Here is a 17,640-nt window from a genome sequence, read left to right on the forward strand (position 1 = left end):
GAGTCGATGGATATTTTTTCGGAACTTGCCCTTTCTTTGATACGCCTCAAACCCCAGAAAAACCCTTATTTCTCCAAAGGGTTAACGGCTATGAGCCTTATCAAGCAAGCTCTTTAACCTTTCTGTCACCCCTTGAGCTCTTTACTTAACTTTGTATTTTTGCCCCCATTGCTGCAGGAAATTAATTACTACTAACATGAACAAAGAAACCAGTAATAAAACCATGCCGATTACTGTCGCCCCTGTGTAATCATATTCCTCTAGTCTTTGGAAGATTAAAACTGGGGCAATTAAATCCTTAAAGGGAATATTAGAGGAGATAATAACTACGGAACCATATTCACCGATCGCTCTGGCAAAACCGAGGGCAACTCCTGTTAAAATAGCGGGTAGTATTGTGGGAAAAATAACTCGCCAAAAGATTTGCCAAGAGGAAGCGCCGAGGGATAAAGCCGCTTCTTCTACCTCTTTTTCCATTTCCTGTAAAACTGGCTGTAGGGTGCGGACAACGAAGGGTAAAGCGATAAATAACATCGCCACAAAAACCCCTAAAATGGTAAAGGATATCTTAATGCCAAAGGGGGCAAAAAATTGACCGAGCCAACCGTTATCACTGTAAACTGTGGCTAGGACTAAACCGGCAACAGAAGTGGGTAAAGCAAAGGGCAAATCTACACAAGCATCGACAATTTTTTTACCCGGGAATCGATAACGCACTAATACCCAAGCGATAATAGTGCCAAAAACTCCGTCAATTAATCCGGCGATTAAGGAAGTAAAAAAAGTGACTTGGTAAGCGGATAAAGAAATCGGTAAAGTGGCAATGCGCCAAAATTCGGCAAAACCAAGAGTTAGGGATTTAGCAAATAGTGCCGCCGCCGGTAAAACCAACAAAACCACTAGATAACTAATGGTAATTACCCAAGGAATAGAAACTTTTTTCAGGGGTTGACTGGGAGATAAAGATAATTGTGGGTTAGCCATTGTTTATTATTGCTAGAGATTACCAATTGTCCGCTTCTTCAAGAACTTGTGCTGAATCATACCAAACTTCTACATCTAAATCTGCCAGATAGGAAAGGGCATTTTCTATCCCTTGGGAGTTGCCTTGTAGTTGTAGATCGAACCAGCCATCTTGATTATTATTTGCCGCTAACAAAGCGGAAAATATATTCACTTTTAGACCAGGAAAAGACCCTAAACCTGCTATAATTGGCTCGTTAATATATTGTTTAGGAATCCGAATTTTTATTCTTCGGGAAGTGGGGCGATCGAGTCCTGATTGATCGAGATGTAAGTCACTTTGGGGATGATTAATAGTTTGCCATTGAGGTTGATTATCCATGGTTTTTCTCCTTAGGATTTACCAGCTTTAGTCAGAATTTTATCGAACAAGCCTCCATCATCAAAGAATTGCTTTTGTACCTGATCCCAACCGCCTAAATCCTGCACGGTAAAGAGATTTTTTATCTGAGGAAATTTACTCTCAAACTCTTTAACTATCGTCGGTTCAACGGGACGAAAACCCACCTTAGCAAATTCTCTTTGTGCCTCTGGGGTAAATAAAAACTGCACAAAAGCCTCGGCCACTTTTCTCGTACTTTTTTTATCCACATTGGCATCAACAACCGCCACGGGATTATCAATAGAAATATTGTAATCGGTGGGAACAGTGTAGGCCAACTTCTCGCCTTTTTGGTTAGCGAGAATCATCTCATTTTCGTAATTAATCAGCACATTTCCCTGGCCTTGTTTAAAAAATACATCACTAGATTCGCGAGCATCTCTAGGTAAAACTGGCGCGTTTTTAAACACTTTTTCGACAAAAGTTTGCGCCGCTTGTTCACTGCCTCCCGCTTGCGTCACCGAACCCCAAAGAGCGAGAAAATTCCAGCGCGCTCCGCCAGAAGTCTTGGGATTAGCGGTAATAACTTTAATATTATCCTTGGCTAAATCTGACCATTTATTAATTTTAATATTGGCATCACGAGGAACAAAAGCCACTACAGATTTATGAACAATAGAGTCATTCGGAGCTTCTTTTTCCCAACCGGGTTGAATTAATCCCGCTTGCTCAATTTTCTTGGTATCCAAAGCTAAAGCCAACGCTACCACATCCGCTTCTAAACCATCGATAACGGCACGAGTTTGGGAACCGGAACCACCATAACTCTGTTCAAAAGTTACCTTTTGCCCCGTTTTTTGTTGCCATTCCTCGACAAATTTGGGAATGATTTTTTCGTAGGCACTTTGGGTGACAGCATAGGAAACAAGCGTCACAGTCACGGGTTTTTGGCTGTCATTGTCGCTATTGGTGGGGGATGGGGTGCAAGATACCAGCATTCCCCCCGTCAGGACAGTTGCCATGAGTAGGGACAAACAAGACTGGGATGACTGCATCGACGGCGCTCCTAAGCTTTACTCTGAGGTTGTATCTGTTTTCAGGCGTCTTTTAATCCTACAGCACAGAAAAAAAAATTTCAATACATTTATAAAACAAATTGGGAATAAGGCGATAACAAGGGAAACTGTGAGAAGATAAAATCAGTGCTACATCTAGGTTTGAGACTATGGGCAAGAGCGTCAAAGCCAAAAAAACAACCCTCCTACAACAACTGATTAACCAGAGTTTTCTCTTTCGCGGACTAGAGGAAGCTTGGTTAAGTCAGTATCTCGATGCCGACAATCTCAAGCTAGAGACGCTATTTTCCAATCGTCCCGTCTATACGGCTTTTCTCCCCGATGAATTTCTAGATGTTTTGTATGTGATTTTAGATGAGGGTGTAATCGTCGTCCGCAGCACTCCCCTCGACCGGATTATTGCCATTACCTACCCCGGCGGCTGTTTTGGTATGAGGAGTTTACCCTTTAGTTATGGTTTAGCCAGTCGCGCCTTTCCCTGTTTGGTGGAATCCTATAAAACTACCCACGTCCTGAAAATTCCCTTATCGGCACTAGAAAAGATTTACAACGATAACGAAAGTTTTCGTCAACGGTACTGTTTTTTATTTGAATTACAGCAAAAATTCGAGTATCATTTGCTTAATTGCAGTAGCTATCCACCCCAAGCTGTGGCGGCTTTACTGAGAGCTTTAATCTATCAAGAAAGAGAATTAGGCAGTCAACCGAGTGCTGAAAATATCTATACTTTTGATCTATCCGTCGATGTGATTGCTCGCGCTTGTCAACTCAATCAACGCACCGTCGAACAGGTATTAAAAGGATTGCAAACCGTGGGATTAATTGCCTCAGAATCGACGGGGGATTTAATTCGGGTACTAGATGCCGAGGGTTTAAAAGAAGTGTACAGTGCCACCAGGGATAAAGTTAATTGGTGGCCCCTAAGATAAGTAGGGTTGGCCCTATTTACTATTGCAATTGACAGCGCTTTAAGGCATCTTCGGCAGCCGCTTTGGTGGCATCCTGTTTCCGTTTACCTTTACCTGTACCGTAGAGAAGATTATTAACCCGCACTTCGGCAGTAAATTCCCTAGCGTGGGGGGGTCCTGTCACATCAATGATCGCATATTCTGGATTAGAGGCAAAATTGGCCAGCGCCCACTGTTGAAAGAGATTTTTGGCATCGATAAAAGATGGCGATTCCGATTGTTGAGAGACTAAATGAGAGGCTACAGGGATAAAAAGTTGATGCAGATAGTTTTTAACCGCATTTAACCCCGAATCTAGATAATAAGCCCCAATTATCGCTTCAAAAGTGTCCGCTAATAGGGTAGGATTCGATCGCCCCCGATCTTTAATTGCCCCCTTACCCAAACGCATTAACTCCCCCAGGCCGATTTCAAGGCCAAATTGCGCTAATTGTTCTTCTTTGACCAAATTTGACCGCAAACGGGTTAATTCTGCCTCGTTCATGGCGGGATATTTCTGATACAAAAGTTCGCCCACCAAAAAAGCCAAAATCGCATCGCCCAAAAATTCTAGGCGCTCGTTATTTTCCGTCAATTCGGACTGTTCGTTAACATAGGAACGATGGGTTAAAGCTTGGGTGAGAAGGAGAGCATTTTGAAAAGGAGGCAAACAAGACATTACAGAAATGATCAAGTCAAGAGCATTTCTTATCTTAATCTGACCCCACCCCGAATAGATGAGACGAACGATCCTTTTTTTACTGTTTTTTCCGGCTAGTTTAGGCATAATCTCCCAAATCTTCTCACCGGAAAACCTATCCGCTGCTATTCTTGCCCTAGGTACCCTGGGGATGTGCATGGAACAGGCACGCATGGCAGCGGTGGACTTGGGAGAAATTGCCCAATTTCAGCAAAAAACCAGCGATCCTCGCCTCGATCGCTTTTTTATGGTCACAATTAGTACAATTGTTTTAGAATTAGCGGGCTTTTATGTGGCTGCCCTCTGGATAGGATGGGGAGCTTTAATAGTTTTAGTTAGTCAAATTTGGTTTCATTGTTTAGCCAAAATTCAACTGCAGCCAAGCACGGGAAAAATTATTGACCATGGCATAGGGCCACGTTTACCCATCTTACTCGCTGACGGAATCGGCATAATCTTCGTGGCTTTCTGGTTAGCCAAAATTGCCCCCCTAATTATGGCCATGACTTTAACGACAATGTTATTAATCTACGGCTCTATTAAGTATAGACCTCTTGTCAAATTCAAAAATCTTCCCTTGGTTGAGGAGTAAGTAGCCAGTATTCGGTCGTCAGGAGAATCAAGAATGAGCATTAATCAACTAAATTCTCTATTTAGAGATTTTATGCCTATTTTTCTCATTTTTGAACTCTCAAAAATTAATTATCGTTGAGCTTGCCGCTAGAGGATTTGAGCGCATTTTTCTCTCAGACATCAGCCCTCCTTTGCTAAAATGATAATCATTATCACTTTAACTAGCAATGGTCAATCAGATTAAGTACCCCCTAGCAGAAAGCCCCGTTATCGAAGAAGATTCGCAAAAAATCGTAAAAATACGCCATACTTGCGCCCATATCTTAGCGATGGCTGTACAAACTCTCTTTCCTGAAACCAAAGTCGCTATTGGTCCCTGGACAGAAACGGGATTCTACTACGATTTCGATCGCCCAACACCCTTTACCCCCGAAGATTTGGAGAAAATAGCGGCAGAAATGGGGCGAATTATCGGGCAAAACCTGCCAATTATCCGAGAAGTGCTGGAAAGAAGCGAAATTGCCGCAGAAATCGAGCGCCTTAATCAACCCTACAAAAAGTTAATTTTAGAGAGAATTCCCCCAGATGAAACCATTACCCGTTATTTTATCGGTAGTCCAGACGCAGGACGGAGCGATCGAGAACCCTCGTTAATTGATGGTGCTGTTTCTCCCCCGGAAGAATTTTGGTGGGATCTGTGCGCGGGACCCCATCTCAACTCGACGGGGGAAATTAACCCCGATGCTTTCGCCTTGGAAAGTGTAGCGGGTGCTTATTGGCAAGGAGATGAAAAACAGCCGCAATTACAGCGAATTTACGGCACAGCTTGGCAAACCCCCGCAGAATTACAAAATTATCTCCAACAAAAAGAAGAAGCGCAGCGACGAGATCATCGCAAATTGGGACAACAATTAAAATTATTTAGCATCCAAGAAGATGCAGGTGGAGGCTTAGTTTTTTGGCATCCCCGGGGTGCAACAATGCGTTATTTAATCGAAGATTATTGGCGCCAAGCTCATTTAGAAGCGGGTTATCAATTTCTTTATACTCCCCATCTAGCTAATTTAGATTTGTGGAAAACTTCCGGACATTGGGACTTTTATCGCGACAATATGTTTGAGGCGATCGAGTTAGAACAGCAAAGCTATCAAATTAAGCCGATGAATTGTCCTTTTCATGTTTTAACCTATCAAAATGACCTGCATTCCTATCGAGAATTTCCCCTAAGATGGGCAGAATTAGGCACAGTTTATCGTTACGAGCGCTCGGGGGTTTTACACGGATTAATGCGGGTGCGAGGTTTTACCCAAGATGATGCTCATATTTTCTGTTTACCCGAACAAATTGCCGCAGAGATTCTAGGAGTTTTGAACTTAACCGAGAAAATTCTCTCCGATTTTGGCTTTACTAATTATCAGATAAATTTATCGACTCGCCCCAGTAAATCCGTGGGTAGTGATAGTGTTTGGGAATTGGCAACCGCAGCTTTAATTGAGGCCTTAAATGCTAAAAAGTGGGATTATATTGAGGATCAGGGAGGTGGGGCTTTTTATGGTCCGAAAATTGATATAAAAATTCAAGATGCGATCGGTAGAATGTGGCAATGTTCCACGATTCAGGTCGATTTTAACTTGCCAGAACGCTTTGATATGCAATATGTCGCTAGGGATGGTACTCGGGAAAGACCGATTATGATTCATCGAGCTATTTTTGGCTCTTTGGAAAGATTTTTTGGTATTTTAATCGAGAATTATGCGGGAGATTTTCCTCTCTGGTTAGCACCTATTCAAGTCCGTTTATTACCCGTTAGTGATGAACAGCATCATTATGCTTTAGAGGTAGCAATGCAGTTAAAACAAGCTGGTTATCGAGTGGAAATCGATAAAAGTGGTGATCGTTTAGGTAAACAAATTCGTACAGGAGAACTAGAAAAAATCCCTGTCTTAGCTGTGATTGGAAAACGAGAAGTTAGCAGTAAAACTCTAAGTGTTCGCACTCGACAAGGGGGTGATTTAGGTTCGATGACGCTGGCAGATTTATTAGAAAAAATGCAAACAGCGATCCTATCTAAAATTAATCTCTGAAACTTTTGTATAAACCGGCAAATAGGGGATATCGATCCCTTCCAGGCGAATTTAACAGGGTTGAGAAAAGCCTATTTTCTGTCAATTAATTAACTTACAAGTGGGTTAGCTGCCATGAGTTCTTTGATAATTCCTCTCTCCGATTCCCTCCCTTGCTTGCCTAAATCGGGAATGCCTGTGACGATTATTACTGGTTTTTTAGGCAGTGGAAAAACCACCTTACTAAATCATATTCTTGACAATAAAGAAGGGTTAAAAGTTGCCGTGTTAGTCAATGAGTTTGGGGATATTAATATTGATTCTCAATTGCTTGTCTCCATCGATGAAGATATGGTAGAATTGAGTAATGGCTGTATTTGTTGTACGATTAATGATAGTTTAATTGAGACAGTCTATCAGGTCTTAGAAAAAGAAATACCCGTGGACTATCTAATTATTGAAACCACAGGATTAGCAGATCCTTTGCCAATTATCCTCACTTTCCTAGCCACGGAATTAAAATATCTGACTCGCTTAGATTCTATTATTACCCTCGTGGATTCTGAAAACTTTACTGCCGATCATTTTGATAGTAATATTGCCCTTAGTCAAATTCGTTATGGTGACGTGGTAATTCTCAATAAAATAGATCGAGTCAGTCCCAAGAAATTAGATGATTTAGAAAAGTTTATTCGTCGAGAAAAAGAGGGTATAAGACTCCTAAAAAGTAGTTATGGTCAGGTTCCTTTGGGTTTATTGTTAGACCTAGGTTTAACTAAAGAAGAATTGTATAAAGTCCAGTTGAGAGACTTTCAAAAAAATCGCCTAATCTCCAGTGATAATCAATCTCCTGAAGACTTTAATTTTGTCTCCTTTGTTAGCGATAAACCATTTAATCTAGATAAATTTGAACCTTTTCTCACGGAAAAAATGCCGATAAATGTTTTTCGAGCAAAAGGGATTCTCTGGTTTCAACAAAGCGATTTAAAACATATTTTTCAATTGAGCGGCCCTCGTTACGATCTGCAAGCGGTAGAATGGGATACATCTCCTAATAATCAGTTAGTTTTTATCGGCAGAAATTTAAATAAAGAGGAAATCTTGACACAACTAAACGAATGCTTGGCTAGTTCTCAAAAAATTAAAAAGCACAAACTATGAATAATTTATGGATAAAAACTTTAAAATTTAACGAACCCTCGATCCAATGGTTTACATCTCTTTGTTCTCCAAGCTCATTATCGCAAACCCTTGCACTTTACGGAAGCGGCGATCGATTAAGGGAACAATTAAAAACGAGGGGAATTACCTTAGTTGATTTACCCGATGGACAAAGCCAATGGTATCCTAGAGAAAAGAGCCATAACCATGATTAAGCTGCCCGCGCATTTAAATTGCTTGTTGAGACGAGGCAAGAGGCACTCTTGCAAGAGGCAACAGTAAAGGGATTGGGGGAGATTCGGCTAATCTTAAGAATAAGTGCTTTAAATGCGTCTTAGCTTAATACCGCAAGAAACCGCCAATTTTTCCCAAAATAACCTTGCTAAGTCTAGAGGATTGGTTAAGGAAGATTACTTGCCCCAATCTCACTTATGCTAGAATGATTATCATTACCACAATAAAGAAGGAGCAAAATGATTATCGTGGTGACGGGGGGTATAGCTGCGGGAAAAACCCATTGGATTCGCCAACAAATCGCCCAAAGCAAGCAGCCAAGTCTATATTTTAGTCCCCAGACGGAAACTTTTCCCATTGATCACCTCACTTTACAGAGTGAGTTTCCCCAGTTGTCCTCTATTTCTAGGGAAGAAGAAGACCTTTTGAGCAGTTTATCCATGGAAAACACGATCTATATGGAAGTACCATGGCATTTAGACAGGCAATCCCTCGAAAGCTTTCTAAAACCCCTCAATTGTCATCGGGTAGCGATTACGTCTCCAGACGAAGAAATCCCCGAAGGACAAGTTCCCGTCGATGAAATGGTCATCAGTCCCGTCAAAACAACAATAAAAGGTGATCAATGGTTAAAAAAACGAGAAATACAGATTTATAGAGCCGTTTTAACGGGAGAAATCCTCGATTTTTCCAGTTTAACCACCTTTTGGACAGAATTAACCCAAGGGGCCTATGGGGAAGTGCTGCGGGTCAAAAGTATCTTCGATATCATCGACGGTCAGTGTATTTATGGGGAATTTATGGATGAATGGCCAGAAAAAGACTTTCAAAGCTTAAATTTCCCCTTAAATCTCGATGGGAGACCGAATCGCTTTAGTGGGATTGAAATCGTCGGTCGCAATCTCGATAAACCGACAATTGCCGATACCCTGAGTGATTGTTGTCTGTCCGATGAGGCACTTTTTTATTATCAACAACAATTTCAAGAATCTTTAGAGCCAGAAATGGAGTTAATCTGATGAAAATAGCCGTTTTATCCTGTATTCATGGCAATATGCCCGCTTTTAATGCTGTTTTGCGAGATTTAGACCAACAGGGTTGTCAAGAAATCTACTGTTTAGGGGATTTAGTTGGGTATGGACCCCATCCTAACCAAGTGGTGGAAAAAATCCGTCAACTGGGGATTACCACGGTACAAGGGTGTTGGGATGAGGATATCGTTGAGGGATTAAATGCCTGTGAGTGCAGTTATCCGTCGCTTTTAGCAGAAAAACGCGGGAGATTAGCTCACGAGTGGACAAATCAAATAATCACCCCAGAAAACCGTAATTATTTGTCAAAACTGCCCGAAATTTTTAAGCTAGATCACCTCTGTTTTGTTCATGGTAGTCCCCAAAGTAACCATGAGTACCTTTTAGCCGAAATGGACGCTTTTACGGCTTTAGAACGGGTTTTATCGGTAGATACAGAGGTTTTATTCTGTGGACATACCCATATCCCCTACATTCGCACTCTCGACGCGGGAAGCTTGCAAATAAAAGTGTATCAACCCGATGGGGAACAGTCGCGGCAATTTACCACACCGGTTAAACGTATCATCAACGTGGGATCGGTGGGAGAACCGCGTCACGGTCGTCCAAATGCCACCTATGTGATTTACGATCGAGAAACGGCAGCGGTACAACTGCGAGAAGTGGCCTATAACTATCAGGAAACCTGTCAGGCTATTTTAGCATCGGGTTTACCTCCTATTTTCGCTTGGCGATTGGCTAAGGGTCTAGAATATGCGGAAAAAGCCGATGATCCGACTCATGTTTGCGAACGTTAATTTGTGATAAATCAAGAAATTATGTGGGCAATTTTAAGCGGTATTCAAGGCAATTTACCAGCCTATCAAGCGGTCTTGGAAGATATTCAGCAACGGTCAGTTACTGTAGAAAATTTATATATTTTAGGAGATTTTATCGGTGTTAATCCCGATAGTGAAATGCTAGTAGAACAAATACGTTATCCCACTAAAAATAACTTATATCCGCAGGTTTGTCGGGGATGGTGGGAAGAACAATGTCTAATTTTACACAGTTTAGGAGCAACAGGAGAACCGACGGAATTAATCCATAAACATGGAATTGATAGCACTAAACAACTCTGGGACGCAGTTTCTTTAGAAACGGTGCAATGGTTACGAAATCTCGATTTTGGTTTTGTCGAGTTGGATTGTTTATTAATTCATGGCAGTAGTGTCAGTGTTAGTGAAGAATTAACCCCCGATACTCCCCCATGGCAAATTTTAGATCGACTGCAACGGGTGGGAGTTAATAATCTATTTTGTGGTCGTGCAGGACAAGTTTTTGATTATTCTTTACAGTCCGCTAATTTAACTAGCACTGTTACTACTTTAGATAAACGGCAACCAAGTCAAACTTTGACGATTCAAGATAAGCGTTTAATTGGGGTTGGTAGCGTTGGTAAAGAATTAAATAAAGCAGTTTACACTCTCTATAATCCTAGTAATAATTGCGTGGAGTTTAGAACCGTACCTTATTAATCCATGAAAGATTAATTAAATATTCAAGATTAATTTAAGTAGGTAGGCGTTAAAAATTATCAGACACCCCCCTTATCAAGGGGGGATTAAGGGGGGATCAAGGGGGGATTTATCTTCAATTTAATTATAACCAGCTAGATAACTGAGGTAAGAGACTCTTGCTGACTTGCTTGCAGATGGGATTGAGCGCGAACAGCGCGGAACATCCCAAAACGACATAAACCCGTGCCAAAGGCCAAACGCATCAGCAGAATTGTCGGCACTTCTCGGACGGATTTAAGCAACCCAGTTAGACCAAATTGCCACCAACCTTGGGGACGAATCACCCCCTGCCAAATGGTATCAATCCAAGAGGGTAGAGTGGCTTTTGTCCAGTCAGCAGTCACCACTTCCCCATCTACCAATCCTGTGGCCGCTAACTGTTCGGCAAAACCTTCGATACTGGCAAAAGCGGGGTGGGACCACTGATCCAAAAGTTGGCGCATTACAGGACTTTCCCAGAAATTAAGCGGTTTTTGACGGTCATCTCGCTGATTCCAGTCTGCTACCACCAGGACTCCCCCCGGCTTAAGAACTCGCAGTAATTCCTGAGCAAAAACGGCTTTGTCCGGCATATGGGGACCGGCTTCGATTGACCAGACCACATCAAAACTCTCGTCGGGAAAAGAAAGGGCCATGGCATCATCGACCAAAAAGCGAGCATTTACATCTGGGGGTGTTAGTTCTTTGGCCCGTGCCACTTGTTTGGGACTAATGGTGACACCGGTAACGGTAAATCCATAGTCGCGGGCCAGAATGCGACTGCTGCCACCAATACCACAACCGACATCGAGGAGAGTTGCACCGGCGGGTAGTTTATCCAAACCTCCCCAAGAGACCATTTCCGCCACAAAGTCGGCTTTTGCCTGTAAAAAGTCTTTTTTTTCTGGTGGGGAACCGTAGTGACCTAAATGGATGTGTTCCCCCCAATAATATTCTAAAATCCCGTCTTCGGTCCATTGGTCGTAGGAGTTGGCCACCGAGTCCGACGATTGGTACTTGCGAGAGGAAACAAAATAGACGACGATAGCGATCGCTAGGAGTAAACCTAAAGATGATGTCAGCAAAAGTATATTCATTAAATGCTGCTGGGCAAACTGATACAAAGCTTAATAACTCTTAAAGATTATACAACTTTGAGGTTCTGCGGTTGAGTGACTTTGGTTCTTCGCCAGAAATTAACTATCCCCGTTGAAAGCGACTGGTAAGTAGGTAGGCGTTAAAAATTATCAGATCTCCCCCCTTATCAAGGGGGGATTAAGGGGGCAGGGTAGGGTTGATTCATGAATCAACCCTACTATGAATCAACCCTAGGAGGCAGGGGGGATCGAACCTAAAATCCATTTTTAATTTAATTATAACCAGCTACTTAATACAGCAGTTATCTTAATAGTTAGATCACTTCTGTAGTACTAAACTTTTATCTGTTTGTCCCTGTGGAATTGCCCTCAATCCATTCGTAAAAAGCCATAGATTCCGGAGAACAACGGCTGCATCCTCCGCATTTTTCTAGGGAAATCAGGCGAATTCGCCCCTTTTTCAGCAAGCGATCGAGCATAGGACTTAAGGCATCCGCCGACATCCGAAAGTGTGTGGATAAGTCAGCCAGAGATGCTTTCTGATTTTTGGCAAGATAAGCCTGTATATCGGTTAAAATCATGGTTTATAAGCGAAAAAAATCGAGAAAAGTTGCTTGATTGCGGTGGGTTACGGCGAATCTAAATAATTTGTTAGTTGCCTAGCTTTTTGTCGCCTAACCCACCCTACTTTTAAATTGCCGGACGGTTGATTTTTCGGGGACGGAGATTTTTTAAGGTGAATAAAACCCCGACTACGGTTAAACCCATCAAGACTATCCAAAAGAGAGAAAATCCCGGATGTCGAGAAAAAGTAGCGATTTGATAGAAGGAAGTGGCAACAATATAGGCCATTCCTGTGGTCCAGAAGGCAATAAAAGCAGTCCAACCGGCATTAGTTTCGCGATATACTGCCGATGTGGCCGAAACACAGGGAAAATAGAGCAGAACAAACAAGAGATAGGCAAAAGCACCCGCTTGACCATCAAATCTTTTCACCATTGCCCCAAAGATTCCTAAATCTACCTCTTGCTTCTCGGCAGCCGTTTTTTGATCTTGCAGATCACCAATATTTAAACCCAAGGGATCAAGTAATTGATTGGGTAATTGCGCTAAATTGGCGGGAATAGTGGCAATAGCTCGGTGAATTTGCCGCCAAAAGTCGAATTTTTCCGCCGCTGCCCCCTTATTCGGGTTATCTTCCCCTGCTAGTTGGCTGTAAATCGAGTTTAATGTCCCTACCATTGCTTCTTTGGCAAAAACTCCCGTAAAAATTCCCACTGTTGCCGGCCAATTTTCCGGTTCTAGTCCCATGGGTGAGAAAATAGGAGTTACAGCTTTACTGGTAGCACTTAAAACCGAGCGCTCGCTGTCTTGATTACCAAAAGAACCATCAAAACTAAGGGAGTTGAGTAGTCCCAAAATCATCACCATTAAAACGATAACTCGTCCAGCTTTCCATAAAAACGCTTGCAGACGTTCCCAAGTGCGAATTAAAACCCCTTTCAGACGCGGTAGATGATAGGGAGGCAATTCCATAATAAAGTGACTGACTTCTCCCTTGAGTAGGGTTTTTTTCATCACCAATCCCGTCAAAATAGCGGCGAGAATTCCTAAGATATAAAGACCAAAAACGATATTTTGACCACCTATGGGGAAAAAAGCCGCCGCAAATAGGGCATAAACAGGTAATCTGGCCCCACAGGACATAAAAGGGTTCATCATAATCGTCATTAAACGATCGCGAGAATTTTCTAGGGTTCTGGTGGCCATAATTGCCGGTACACTGCAACCAAATCCCACTAGCATGGGGACAAAGGATTTACCCGGCAATCCCACCAAACGCATCAATCGGTCCATGACGAAGGCTGCCCGGGCCATATAGCCGGAATCCTCTAAAATTGACAAAAAGAGGAACATAAAGCCAATTACGGGGATAAAAGTGGCGACGGTTTGCACACCTCCCCCCGCTCCATCAGCGAGCAGAGCAATTAGCCAACCGGGGGTATGGATTTTTTGTAAAACTTGGGACAAACCATCGACAAAGATAGTCTGGGCAGTTAAATCGAAGAAATCGATAAAGGCAGCACTAACATTGATGGTAAACAAGAACATTAGGTACATTACGCCCAAAAATATCGGAATTCCTAACCAGCGATCGAGAACAATCCGATCGAGGCGATCAGACATGGTATCATTTATTTGTCCAGTCCGTTGAGTGGCTCCCTGAGTAACTTGTTGAATAAAGCCATAACGAGTATCAGCAATTAAAATATCAAGGTCTTCCCCTAAAACTTGGTGTATTTGTCGTCTATGCTTGACGATAATGCTTAATAGTTCCTGGGAGCGCAATTCTGGGGCGATGCGATCCTCGTATTGCAGTAGATTTAAAGCGGTCCATCTTGGCTCAACGATCCTTTTACTGCTATGGTCGTTAATGTAGGCAACAATCTCGTTAAGAGCTTCCTCAATTACCGCAGGATAAGCCACATAAGCGGCAGTATGGTTAATATTACCAACTAATTCCCCAATTTTTTGCTTTAATTCTCCGATTCCCTCCCCTTTAACCGCACTAATCGCCACGACAATTGCATCCATGCGAGCGCTTAAGAGTTGCGGATTAACCACAATACCCCTAGTTTTAGCCACATCCATCATATTCAGGGCAATCAACATCGGTAAACGCATCTCCATGATTTGGGTAGTAAGGTAGAGATTACGCTCTAAATTGGCAGCATCGACGATATTAATCACTAAATCCGCTTCTCCTGACAGCAGATAGTCCCTAGCGACTAATTCATCCATTCCTGTCTCCCCTTCTTCTACATCGAGGGAATAGACTCCGGGTAAATCCACAAGGGTGATATCTTCCCCGTTAACTTGAAATCTTCCCTCTTTGCGATCGACTGTTACTCCCGGCCAGTTGCCGGTGCGTTGATTGGCCCCTGTGAGAGCATTAAAAAGGGTAGTTTTGCCACAGTTAGGATTGCCAATTAAGGCGATAATGGGTTTGACCATAATTTAGGATATTGAGTGACGAATAGGCTTAGATGATTAAATTTTGCTTTCTGGGTCTATTTCTTCGACGATTAAAGTGTCTGCCTCCTGTTTACGCAGACTGAGATGAAATCCCCGCACTCGAATCTCGACGGGATCCCCCAAAGGTGCGACGCGAATAACGGTAAACTCTGTCCCCGGAGTTAATCCCATTGATAACAATTTTCCTTTGTATCCGCGCAATGCTCGGTCATAACCGACAACTTTACCCGCTTTTCCTATGGGTATCTCCCGCAGAAATGTTCTTACTTCAGGTAGGTCTTTTTTGGGTTCCAGTTTTTTCGGTTGAATGTCACTAACGAGGATTTTTTCGGCCATTTCCGCCCCGATACCGATACGATTGTCTTGAATGCCAATTAAAACCGATCCCCTCGGTTGGGAGCTAATTACCTGTAATTGAATGCCGGGGTTTAATCCCATACCTAGGAGTCGATTGATTCCTCCTGTCCCCTGAAATCCCACTAACCAGACGGTTTTTCCCATTTCCACTTGTGCGAGGGGATAGGTGGCTGTTAGATCAGTATCCATGGAGCTAGTACGTTCTGAGGCTGCCTCTGTACCACCCCAAGGAGAAAATTGGGCTTTATTTGGCGATTTTTCTGGGTCTTCTGGTTCATTAGGTCTAATTTTATCGTCCATGCTTTTCTTATCTCCAAAGGTAAAGAAGGTCTTTCATTCAAGAGTGATAATAATTCCTTGATAGCTCATCGAGTTTACTGAAGTAGCCAAAGGGTGAGAACTGCACTACTGTCAGCCTCAGTCAACGGTTTTGAAACTGTCTAAGACTTGCGATCGCTAAAAATAAATGCTAATTATTCTCAATTACCAGTCTAATCTAAAAGGGGAGACAGGAACGAAAAATATTTCTTTAAAAAAGTCACCAGTCTCCAGTAAATGGCGATCGCTGAGAGACGAAAATCTTCTTAATGCCGAAAACTTGTTAGTTATCTTGTACTAAATTCGCTATAATGCGAAAAGGTATATTTATACTACAAACTTAATGATCAGCTATAGCGTTTTTCAGTCTGCTGAGGTACAAAAGTTATGGGTTTTAGGCAAAAGGCAAGAGGCAAAAGGCAAAAGGGAAGAAAAACAAGTGTACCTCACTAGCTTAGGAAACGCTATAATATGATTGACGAATTTGAAAGAGAAGGTTACTGGTGGCTCCCTGAACACCCAGAAAAACGAGTAATTGGTAAACTTTCCCATAAACTTAATCAACGTTTAGTTTTAAATATTGATGATACTTTCAACACTTTAGCCCCGCTATTGTCCTGGTTTCCTTATGGATTAAAATCACAAGCAACCCTGATTTATGGACTTATCGATGGAAAAGTTGTCGGCCTTTTTAACTGTGATATCCAGACAACAAAAATAGGAGAAAATCTGGTGAATTTGCAAGTAAATCCCGAAATGCTTTTGTATAATATATATTTTCAGAACAATGATTTTTTAAATAAGGAAGACTTGAACAAATTTCAAAAATTAAGAGTTGATTTTTCTTCTTTAAATGAATGGGTAAAAATTAGTCCTTTAGATATGAAAAGTGAAATTTCATCCACTGGAGAAATTAAGCAAGTCAAGGTTACTTACGAACAATTGCCAAATATTAAGCTAGGAGTAATCAAAGAACTGGAACTGAGTATCTATTTTGTCCCGATTTTTAATCTTAGCTCCACTGAAAGTGCTGATATTAAATATATAATTGGTCTTGAGATTGTCAATAAAAACTCAAGCAGTTTAGAAGATTGTAAAAACTTAGTTATCCAATTTCGTGATTTTCTTAGCTTTGCTACTTATTCTTCTAATCAAATTGTTTCAGTTCACGCTAGACATGATAAAAATGATAGCCAATACCCAGATAAAATGACTCCGATTGAAATTATATGGAATGAAAGAAAACTGTCAAAAAATTCCGATTATGTCCATCATCGGTCAAAAATGCTGTTAACTTATGATAATGTTAAAGATGATTTGGAAAAAATTTTTCAAAACTGGATAGATAAGCGAGAGAAATTTAAAATTGTCTTTCAGGAACTATTAATAAATATTTATAATCCAGAATTGTATCTGGAATATAAATTTCTGAATATTGTGCAAGCGTTGGAGATATATCATAAACAAACTCAAAAAGGAAAACATAAAATCGAATATATGTCTCAAGATAGTTATCAAAATGGCATTTATCAAAAACTTCGCGAAGTTATTCAAAATTATCCTATGGAAGAAGATTTCAAAAGGTTTTTAGATGGGAAAGTTAAATACTTGTTTAAAGTTGAGAAGAATCTAAAGGATAGACTGAGAGATATTATAGATAATATTTCCTATTTGTTCGTTGAGAACAATGACGCTAGTAAACAAAGCTTTGCTGATACTTTCAACTCACAAGATGATAGTTTATTCTCTAGGATAACCCAAGATCAAAATGAGTTAGATAAATTTCTTACGCGAGTAGTTTATATTAGAAATAACTTAATAGTTCACCCAGACAAGGAAATCAAAATAAAAAATCAAGAACTCTATGATCTTTTGTGTACCGTAACTTTAATATTACAAACTTGTTTACTGATAGAAATCGAAGTTTCAAACAACACCATTAAAGCTATTATTAAAAATAGAATGCGGAACCAAAATGAATGGCTTGGAGAGGATAAGTATAATTAAGCTAAGAAAATAGCTTACCTCTTATTTGTTGATGAGTGAAGGTGAATATAGCTTTTCTCATCAAGAGGAAGTGTAACCTGATTGGGTAAGTAAAACTTCCCACCTCACCAATAAGATAACTGCTATATAGTTAAAATTGACAACTTAGGTTAAGATG

The 17,640-nt window shown here is 41.3% G+C and carries 18 protein-coding genes; 10 read left to right on the forward strand and 8 right to left on the reverse strand.

The window, feature by feature from the left end; genetic code table 11:
- Window positions 1-141: 141 nt before the first annotated feature.
- From cysT to O9334_RS10270, 3 genes are read right to left on the reverse strand one after another with little or no spacing between them, the layout of a single operon-like run.
- The gene (gene cysT, locus O9334_RS10260; protein ID WP_045361222.1) at window positions 142-984 is read right to left on the reverse strand and encodes a sulfate ABC transporter permease subunit CysT; all 843 of its coding nucleotides are present in this window, start codon (window positions 982-984) and stop codon (window positions 142-144) included.
- A 19-nt stretch (window positions 985-1,003) separates the two neighbouring features.
- Entirely contained in the window at window positions 1,004-1,345 is a 342-nt protein-coding gene (locus tag O9334_RS10265) for an NIL domain-containing protein (protein WP_045361220.1), read from the reverse strand.
- A gap of 11 nt (window positions 1,346-1,356) precedes the next feature.
- The gene (locus tag O9334_RS10270) at window positions 1,357-2,400 is read right to left on the reverse strand and encodes a sulfate ABC transporter substrate-binding protein (protein ID WP_190380192.1); all 1,044 of its coding nucleotides are present in this window, start codon (window positions 2,398-2,400) and stop codon (window positions 1,357-1,359) included.
- A gap of 170 nt (window positions 2,401-2,570) precedes the next feature.
- On the opposite strand from O9334_RS10270, the gene O9334_RS10275 reads away from it, so the two are divergent.
- The gene (locus tag O9334_RS10275; protein ID WP_045361217.1) at window positions 2,571-3,350 is read left to right on the forward strand and encodes a Crp/Fnr family transcriptional regulator; all 780 of its coding nucleotides are present in this window, start codon (window positions 2,571-2,573) and stop codon (window positions 3,348-3,350) included.
- Between the two features lie 19 nt (window positions 3,351-3,369).
- Here the strand turns inward: O9334_RS10275 and rnc are convergent, their stop codons facing one another.
- Window positions 3,370-4,047, reverse strand: a complete 678-nt coding sequence (rnc, locus tag O9334_RS10280; protein ID WP_045361215.1) for a ribonuclease III — start codon at window positions 4,045-4,047, stop codon at window positions 3,370-3,372.
- A gap of 58 nt (window positions 4,048-4,105) precedes the next feature.
- On the opposite strand from rnc, the gene O9334_RS10285 reads away from it, so the two are divergent.
- The 7 genes from O9334_RS10285 (at window position 4,106) to O9334_RS10315 (ending at window position 10,647) form a co-directional block, all read left to right on the forward strand.
- Window positions 4,106-4,660 carry a hypothetical protein gene (locus tag O9334_RS10285; RefSeq protein WP_288000171.1) on the forward strand — a complete coding sequence of 185 codons (555 nt, stop codon included), beginning with the start codon at window positions 4,106-4,108 and terminating at the stop codon, window positions 4,658-4,660.
- Between the two features lie 208 nt (window positions 4,661-4,868).
- Window positions 4,869-6,725, forward strand: a complete 1,857-nt coding sequence (gene thrS / locus O9334_RS10290; protein WP_288000173.1) for a threonine--tRNA ligase — start codon at window positions 4,869-4,871, stop codon at window positions 6,723-6,725.
- A 114-nt stretch (window positions 6,726-6,839) separates the two neighbouring features.
- Complete coding sequence (locus tag O9334_RS10295; RefSeq protein ID WP_288000175.1) at window positions 6,840-7,865, forward strand: CobW family GTP-binding protein; 1,026 nt, start codon at window positions 6,840-6,842, stop codon at window positions 7,863-7,865.
- On the forward strand, window positions 7,862-8,080 hold the full coding sequence (locus O9334_RS10300; RefSeq protein WP_190380198.1) for a hypothetical protein: 219 nt from the start codon (window positions 7,862-7,864) through the stop codon (window positions 8,078-8,080). The genes O9334_RS10295 and O9334_RS10300 overlap by 4 nt, the downstream gene beginning before the upstream one ends.
- Before the next feature lie 258 nt (window positions 8,081-8,338).
- Window positions 8,339-9,118, forward strand: coding sequence for a hypothetical protein (locus O9334_RS10305; RefSeq protein WP_045361207.1), 780 nt, complete (start codon window positions 8,339-8,341; stop codon window positions 9,116-9,118).
- Complete coding sequence (locus O9334_RS10310) at window positions 9,118-9,927, forward strand: metallophosphoesterase family protein (RefSeq protein ID WP_079208731.1); 810 nt, start codon at window positions 9,118-9,120, stop codon at window positions 9,925-9,927. The genes O9334_RS10305 and O9334_RS10310 overlap by 1 nt, the downstream gene beginning before the upstream one ends.
- Window positions 9,928-9,948: 21 nt before the next feature.
- Entirely contained in the window at window positions 9,949-10,647 is a 699-nt protein-coding gene (locus tag O9334_RS10315) for a metallophosphoesterase family protein (RefSeq protein ID WP_002802574.1), read from the forward strand.
- Window positions 10,648-10,781: 134 nt separating this feature from the next.
- Here O9334_RS10315 and O9334_RS10320 read toward each other — a convergent pair whose 3' ends face one another.
- The 4 genes from O9334_RS10320 to O9334_RS10335 all read right to left on the reverse strand — a co-directional run bounded on the left by O9334_RS10320 (window position 10,782) and on the right by O9334_RS10335 (window position 15,458).
- On the reverse strand, window positions 10,782-11,765 hold the full coding sequence (locus O9334_RS10320) for a methyltransferase domain-containing protein (RefSeq protein ID WP_288000179.1): 984 nt from the start codon (window positions 11,763-11,765) through the stop codon (window positions 10,782-10,784).
- Window positions 11,766-12,106: 341 nt separating this feature from the next.
- Window positions 12,107-12,346 (reverse strand): FeoC-like transcriptional regulator, encoded by a 240-nt coding sequence (locus O9334_RS10325; protein ID WP_130757729.1) that lies wholly within the window; start codon window positions 12,344-12,346, stop codon window positions 12,107-12,109.
- 109 nt (window positions 12,347-12,455) lie between these two features.
- Window positions 12,456-14,780: a Fe(2+) transporter permease subunit FeoB gene (feoB, locus tag O9334_RS10330; protein ID WP_288000182.1), complete on the reverse strand. Its 2,325-nt coding sequence runs from the start codon at window positions 14,778-14,780 to the stop codon at window positions 12,456-12,458.
- A 36-nt stretch (window positions 14,781-14,816) separates the two neighbouring features.
- A complete protein-coding gene (locus tag O9334_RS10335; protein WP_288000184.1) occupies window positions 14,817-15,458 on the reverse strand; it encodes a FeoA family protein in 642 nt (213 codons plus the stop codon).
- A gap of 166 nt (window positions 15,459-15,624) precedes the next feature.
- Between O9334_RS10335 and O9334_RS10340 the strand changes: the two genes are divergently transcribed.
- Window positions 15,625-15,777: a hypothetical protein gene (locus tag O9334_RS10340; protein WP_190381155.1), complete on the forward strand. Its 153-nt coding sequence runs from the start codon at window positions 15,625-15,627 to the stop codon at window positions 15,775-15,777.
- Window positions 15,778-15,947: 170 nt separating this feature from the next.
- The gene (locus O9334_RS10345) at window positions 15,948-17,483 is read left to right on the forward strand and encodes an ApeA N-terminal domain 1-containing protein (RefSeq protein WP_288000187.1); all 1,536 of its coding nucleotides are present in this window, start codon (window positions 15,948-15,950) and stop codon (window positions 17,481-17,483) included.
- Window positions 17,484-17,640 lie beyond the last annotated feature (157 nt).

The sequence above is a fragment of the Microcystis sp. LE19-8.1F genome (assembly GCF_027531715.1).
Taxonomy (GTDB): domain Bacteria; phylum Cyanobacteriota; class Cyanobacteriia; order Cyanobacteriales; family Microcystaceae; genus Microcystis; species Microcystis wesenbergii_A.

Coding starts and splice junctions, on each gene's coding strand:
- thrS (WP_288000173.1), top strand. CDS start 4,869: ATGGTCAATCAGATTAAGTACCCCCTAGCAGAAAGCCCCGTTATCGAA.
- O9334_RS10340 (WP_190381155.1), top strand. CDS start 15,625: ATGCTAATTATTCTCAATTACCAGTCTAATCTAAAAGGGGAGACAGGA.
- O9334_RS10270 (WP_190380192.1), bottom strand. CDS start 2,400: ATGCAGTCATCCCAGTCTTGTTTGTCCCTACTCATGGCAACTGTCCTG.
- rnc (WP_045361215.1), bottom strand. CDS start 4,047: ATGTCTTGTTTGCCTCCTTTTCAAAATGCTCTCCTTCTCACCCAAGCT.
- O9334_RS10305 (WP_045361207.1), top strand. CDS start 8,339: ATGATTATCGTGGTGACGGGGGGTATAGCTGCGGGAAAAACCCATTGG.
- O9334_RS10320 (WP_288000179.1), bottom strand. CDS start 11,765: ATGAATATACTTTTGCTGACATCATCTTTAGGTTTACTCCTAGCGATC.
- O9334_RS10315 (WP_002802574.1), top strand. CDS start 9,949: ATGTGGGCAATTTTAAGCGGTATTCAAGGCAATTTACCAGCCTATCAA.
- O9334_RS10285 (WP_288000171.1), top strand. CDS start 4,106: ATGAGACGAACGATCCTTTTTTTACTGTTTTTTCCGGCTAGTTTAGGC.
- feoB (WP_288000182.1), bottom strand. CDS start 14,780: ATGGTCAAACCCATTATCGCCTTAATTGGCAATCCTAACTGTGGCAAA.
- O9334_RS10335 (WP_288000184.1), bottom strand. CDS start 15,458: ATGGACGATAAAATTAGACCTAATGAACCAGAAGACCCAGAAAAATCG.
- O9334_RS10300 (WP_190380198.1), top strand. CDS start 7,862: ATGAATAATTTATGGATAAAAACTTTAAAATTTAACGAACCCTCGATC.
- O9334_RS10345 (WP_288000187.1), top strand. CDS start 15,948: ATGATTGACGAATTTGAAAGAGAAGGTTACTGGTGGCTCCCTGAACAC.
- O9334_RS10275 (WP_045361217.1), top strand. CDS start 2,571: ATGGGCAAGAGCGTCAAAGCCAAAAAAACAACCCTCCTACAACAACTG.
- O9334_RS10325 (WP_130757729.1), bottom strand. CDS start 12,346: ATGATTTTAACCGATATACAGGCTTATCTTGCCAAAAATCAGAAAGCA.
- cysT (WP_045361222.1), bottom strand. CDS start 984: ATGGCTAACCCACAATTATCTTTATCTCCCAGTCAACCCCTGAAAAAA.
- O9334_RS10310 (WP_079208731.1), top strand. CDS start 9,118: ATGAAAATAGCCGTTTTATCCTGTATTCATGGCAATATGCCCGCTTTT.
- O9334_RS10265 (WP_045361220.1), bottom strand. CDS start 1,345: ATGGATAATCAACCTCAATGGCAAACTATTAATCATCCCCAAAGTGAC.
- O9334_RS10295 (WP_288000175.1), top strand. CDS start 6,840: ATGAGTTCTTTGATAATTCCTCTCTCCGATTCCCTCCCTTGCTTGCCT.